General features: G+C 62.2%; 1 protein-coding gene and 1 pseudogene. One reads left to right on the plus strand and one right to left on the minus strand.

Annotation, left to right across the window (positions count from 1 at the left end):
* Positions 1-2,984, minus strand: a 2,984-nt coding sequence (locus WBP53_RS04430) for a S41 family peptidase (protein WP_423926339.1), incomplete at its 3' end; no start/stop codon positions are given.
* A gap of 198 nt (positions 2,985-3,182) precedes the next feature.
* On the opposite strand from WBP53_RS04430, the pseudogene WBP53_RS04435 reads away from it, so the two are divergent.
* A pseudogene (locus tag WBP53_RS04435) lies at positions 3,183-3,652 on the plus strand (hypothetical protein); the annotation flags it as partial.

Genomic DNA, 3,652 nt, shown 5'->3' on the forward strand with positions numbered 1-3,652 from the left:
CCGATCAGCGGGCCAAGGCCCAGCGACTTGATGCCCGCGGCAAATGTCTCGCCATCCGAATAGGTGCGTTCGTCGATCAGCAAGACCAGATGGCCGCGGAAGGTCTGCTGCATGTTGAAGTAGGGCGGTTGGTCGGGAACGCTCCAGAATGCCCAGGCACGACGCAGCAGTTTCTCGATGATCCAGCTGTCGATATTGCCACCATTGTTTCGACGCACGTCGATGACGAGACCGTCGCGATACGCATTGGTGTAGAACTCGCGCGCGAAGTGGGCGATGTCATTGGGGCCCATCGCACGCAGGTGCAGATAGCCGATGCGACCCTTGCCTCTATCCATGACGCGGTCGTTGCTGCGTTGGGTCCAGTCGCTGTAGCGCAGGCTGGCTTCGGTCCGGCTATCGACAGGCATGGCAATCGTGCGATGTGAGGCAGGACCGCGCTGCAGGTTCAGCAAGACCTGCTTGCCGGCCTGGTTGGCCAGCGCATCGGCAAGTTCGGCATTGTCGCGCACCGACTTTCCGTTCACGGCGATCAGCACATCGCCGACACGCACATCAACGCCAGGTCTTGCGAGTGGAGCCCGTGCATCGGGTAGCTCGGGATCGGTGCGGAAAACATGTTCGATGCGAAGGCCGTTGGCCTGCGTGCTGAACGCGGCGCCGAGGCCGGCCGGTTTGGCAACTTCGCTGTCGGCGCGTTCTTCGCCCGGGCGGATCTGCGAATGCAGGATCCCGAGTTCGGCCATCATCTGACCCATCAGGTCATCCAGTTCGTCGCGATCGGTGACCCTGGCCAACAAGGGCTCGTAGCGCGCGCGTACGGCATTCCAGTCGACTCCGCGCATGCCCGGGTCGAACGAAAACTCCTGATGCATGCGCCAGGCATCGGCGAACATCTGCTTCCACTCCGCCTGTGGATCAATCGCAAGACGCCAATCGGATATGCGCACGGCGTTCTTGTCGAGCTTGTCGGGCGCTTTTTCGCCCGCGTCGACGATGAACATGTCACCACCACCCTCGTTGCTCCATTTCACGAAGAGGAGCTTCTTGCCATCGGCGGAAAGCCGGTAGCTCTGGACATTCTCGACGAAGCTCTTGGGCTGGTCGCCGTCCCTGCCGATGGTCAGCGTCTTCAACTCCGGATGCGCGTCATCGCCCGCAGCCTGGTCGAGGAAGTAGAGACGCTTGTCATCGATGTCCAGCGCGCTGTAGTTGCCCGCTGCCGCCGGTACTTCGAACAGCCTTTCGGCAAGCCCATCCCATTCAATGGCTGGCATGGCCGGCGCATCCCTTGACTCTTTTTCCGAGGCGTCCTTGTCGTCCTTTTTGCCCTTGCCCGGCGCAGCCAGCTCGGTCGCCGGCTGGAACGGAAACTCCGCATCCGTCTGCAGGGCCAGGGCGTAGATCTTCGTGCGCCGATCGAAGCTCGGCCCCATGTTGCGGTCTCCCCACGGATGGCCAGGCGTGGCCGTGAATTCGCGATCCGAGAGGAAATAAAGCCAGTGACCATCGCGCGAAAAAACCGCCGAGCGGCTTTCGTAGCGGTCACTGGTCAGCGTCGCCTTGCGCGTGCCGTCGCGCTCGAACAGGATGATCTGGCTGCGCCCCTGGATGCTGTCCGGTCGAGCGGTGACGAGATGGTGACTGTCAGTCGACCAGCTCACCGATGCGTAGATGTCATCACCACCGAATTTGCCCGAATCGATCACGCGCAGCTTGCGCGTTTCGAGATCAAGCAGGGATAGACGGCCCTTCCTGTCATCGAAAGCCAGGGTCTTGCCATCCGGCGAGGGATACAGATGCCAGCGCCGCGCATCGGCATCCCGGGTCAGAACTTCACCAGGTCCTGATCCATCGGCAGGAAAGCGCCAGATCTCTTCCGCGCCACCCGCATCGCTGATCGCGAACACCCACTTGCCATCGATGCTGGCTACGGCGGCGCGCGCACGTGCACTGGCCGGAACGGCGATATCCACGCGACGACGCGCGTCCGTCGCTGCCAACGTGACCGATCCACGAGCGGTCAGCACAGCGCGACTGCCATCAGCCGATAGCGTGGCGTCCTCGAGATACTTCAGTGGCTTTTCCAGCCAGCGCGTTCGCCGCTGCTCGAAATCGCTGACCAGGTCGATGGCAACGATACGATCCTCGCCACTGGCCACGTCGAAGACGCGAATGTCGGCCCCGCTCTGGTAGACGACGCGACCCTCGCGCAATTGCGGATCGATGACATCGAAATCCGTGTGCGACGTCAGCTGCTTCCGATCACCACCATCCGCATTCATGCTCCAGAGGTTGTCGGCGCCGGACTCATCGCTTAGGTGATACAGACGCCCCTGCCACCACATCGGACTGCGCAGGGATGCATCCACTTTCGAGGCCAGTCGAACGGCCTCGGTACTGCCGTCGACGGGCGCACGCCAGATCTGCGCCATGGCGCCACCCTTGTAGCCTCGCACATGATCACCGGTGATCTGCAGGCCAAAGCGGGTCAGGAAGAGAGTGTCATTCGCCGTATCGAAACTTGCCTGGTTGGCATCGGCGAACGGATAGTCGTGCTGGCGCAAACTGCGTGGATCCACCGCGCGCAGGATCACGCTGCTCGTCGGCCCAACGACGGCGGAAGTCGCGTACAGGACTTCACCCGCTGGCGTCCAGCCTTGCACCGAAACTTGTGCGCCATCGAAGCTGAGCCGTCTGGGCGCGCCACCGGCCAGTGGCATCACATAGATTTCGGGACTGGCGTCGTAGCTGGCGACGAAGGCAACTTCGCGACCGTCAGGCGATATCGATGCCTGCGATTCCATGGCCGCGTTGCTGGTCAGGCGCTGAGCGACACCGCCACTGACGGCGACCCGCCACAGATCACCCTCGGCCGTGAACACCAGCGTGTTGCCGTGCAGCGACGGGTAGCGCGTATAGCCGCTCCCGGCGTGAGCGAGAGAAGTGATCAGCAGCAACGTGGCGAACAGGGCGTATTTCATTGGCGTGTTTCCCTTGATGAGGCTTCATTGTGCATTCGCGGTTCCCGCATGTCCCGTCCAACTCGTCATGCCAAAGACGGGAATGGCGCTGCAAACCCCGCCCGCAGCGTGGATTCGCTCATCAGGTGCAGACTCATTTGCGACCCGCGCCCCGGCGGCGTACAACATGAAGCCCAGATCATGCGGAGGAGGAACGTCATGAACCGTCATGGAATGCTGATCCTGCTGATTCTCGCAACGGCCGCGCTGGTCGCTTGCGACAATGCTGGCAAGTCCGAAACCACGATTGCGCAGACGCCGGTGGCCGATATCCCGCTGGATGACAATCTTGGCGCCAATTTTATCGATGGTCTCGGCGACTATCATTTCCCGATCACGACCGCGGTGCCCGAGGTGCAGCGATGGTTTGACCAGGGCTTGATGCTGGCCTGGGGATTCAATCATGACGCCGCCGAACGCTCGTTCCTGCGCGGCACCGAAATCGATCCGGACTGTGCGATGTGCTGGTGGGGCGCCTCGCTGGTGCTCGGTCCGCATGTCAATGCCGGAATGGAACCGGCGAACAACGCCAACGCCTGGACACGACTGCAACGTGCGCGCGAACTGGCTGGCAACACCACGGCGCGCGAGCAGGCATTCATCCAGGCCTTGTCGGCGCGCTATGCAGA

Source organism: Dokdonella sp. (assembly GCF_049593775.1).
Lineage (GTDB): Bacteria > Pseudomonadota > Gammaproteobacteria > Xanthomonadales > Rhodanobacteraceae > Dokdonella.